The 1581-nt window shown below is 63.8% G+C and carries 2 protein-coding genes; both read left to right on the top strand.

The window, feature by feature from the left end; genetic code table 11:
• Positions 1-595: ABC transporter ATP-binding protein (locus tag ABID19_RS34245; RefSeq protein ID WP_263807301.1), on the top strand; the 595-nt coding region annotated here is incomplete at its 5' end.
• Positions 592-1581: ABC transporter ATP-binding protein (locus tag ABID19_RS34240; protein ID WP_263807300.1), on the top strand; the 990-nt coding region annotated here is incomplete at its 3' end. The genes ABID19_RS34245 and ABID19_RS34240, both read left to right, overlap by 4 nt.

The raw sequence follows: 1581 nt of genomic DNA, 5'->3' as shown, positions 1-1581 counted from the left end.
GGCGAAGGCCGAAGAGATGCTTCGTCTCGTCCGCATCGCGGACCCCGAGCGCCGCGTCAACAACTATCCTCACGAAATGTCGGGCGGGATGCGCCAGCGCGCCGTGATCGCCATGGCTCTTGCCTGCTCCCCGGAACTGTTGATTGCCGACGAGCCGACGACGGCCCTCGACGTCACGATCCAAGCGCAGATCCTGCGGCTCATCGTCGATCTGAAAGAGCGCACGGGAACGGCCGTGATGTTCATCACGCATGATCTGGGGGTCGTGGCCGAGACATGCCAACGCGTCATTGTCATGTATGCCGGCCGAATCGTAGAGCAGGCGAACGTGATAGATTTGTTTGCGCGTCCCGCGCACCCCTACACCCAAGGCCTCATGCGATCGGTGCCTGACCGGCGGCGCGGCCGCCAGCATCGCCTTCCAGAAATTCCCGGCATTGTCCCAAGCCTGCGCGAGCCCATTGTCGGGTGCAGCTTTGCGCCTCGCTGCCCGTTCGCGATCGATATTTGCCGCGAAAAGACGCCCGTCCTGCGTGATGTCGGGTCGAGCCACGCCGCAGCTTGCTGGCGCGCCGAAGAGGTGATGGGCGCATGAACGGTCCTTTGCTGAAAGTCGAGAATCTGACCAAGCATTATCCGCTTGGCTCGGGAATCCTGAAGAAGACCATTCCGGTGATCCGGGCGGTGGAGGATGTATCCTTCTCCGTCGAGGCGGGCGAGACGCTTTGCATCGTCGGTGAATCCGGCTGCGGCAAGTCCACCGTCGCGCGGCTCCTGATGCGGCTCGTGCAGCCGACTAGCGGGCGCGTAATGATCGACGGGACCGACATTGCGGGCCTCAAGAAGGACGCGCTTCACGCGTGGCGCCGTCGGATGCAGATGGTCTTTCAGGATCCTTACTCGTCGCTAAATCCCCGCCTCTCGGCTGGACAGATCGTTACTGAGCCTGTCGAGAATTTTGAGCGCCTCACCCGGAAGCAGCGTCAGGCACTCGCCGGGGACCTTCTCCGAAAGGTCGGAATGTCGCCGGACATGATGCACAGGCTGCCATCCGAGTTGTCGGGCGGTCAGCGCCAGCGGCTCGGCATTGCACGCGCCTTGTCGCTCAACCCCTCTCTCATCATCGCAGACGAGGCCGTGTCAGCCCTTGACGTCTCCGTGCAGGCGCAGATTCTGAATCTGCTTCTGGATCTCCAGCAGCAGTTGGGCATCGCCTTCGTCTTCATCTCGCATGACCTCGGCGTCGTGGAGCATATCGCGCATCGCGTCGCGGTCATGTACCTGGGACGGATCGTGGAGCTCGCCCCAGGCGAGACGCTCTTCGCGAAACCGGTCCATCCCTACACCGAGGCGCTGATTGCGGCAGCTCCGGTGCCGGATCCAAAGCGAGTGCGGCTGGAGGCACCCGTGGAAGGCGAGGTGCCGAGCCCGATCAATCCGCCGAAAGGCTGCGCATTCCACCCGCGCTGTCCGCTCGCGGTCGAACGCTGCCGCATCGAAGTGCCGCCTCTGGTGCCAATGGCCGACGGACGGGTCGTGGCCTGTCATGTGCGCGCTCCGGCGACGGGCATGCCGGCCGAG

The sequence above is a fragment of the Mesorhizobium robiniae genome (assembly GCF_040545535.1).
Classification (GTDB): Bacteria; Pseudomonadota; Alphaproteobacteria; order Rhizobiales; family Rhizobiaceae; genus Mesorhizobium; species Mesorhizobium robiniae.
The sequence above is the reverse complement of the archived record's forward strand: the minus strand, read 5'-3'. Positions and strand labels throughout refer to the sequence as shown.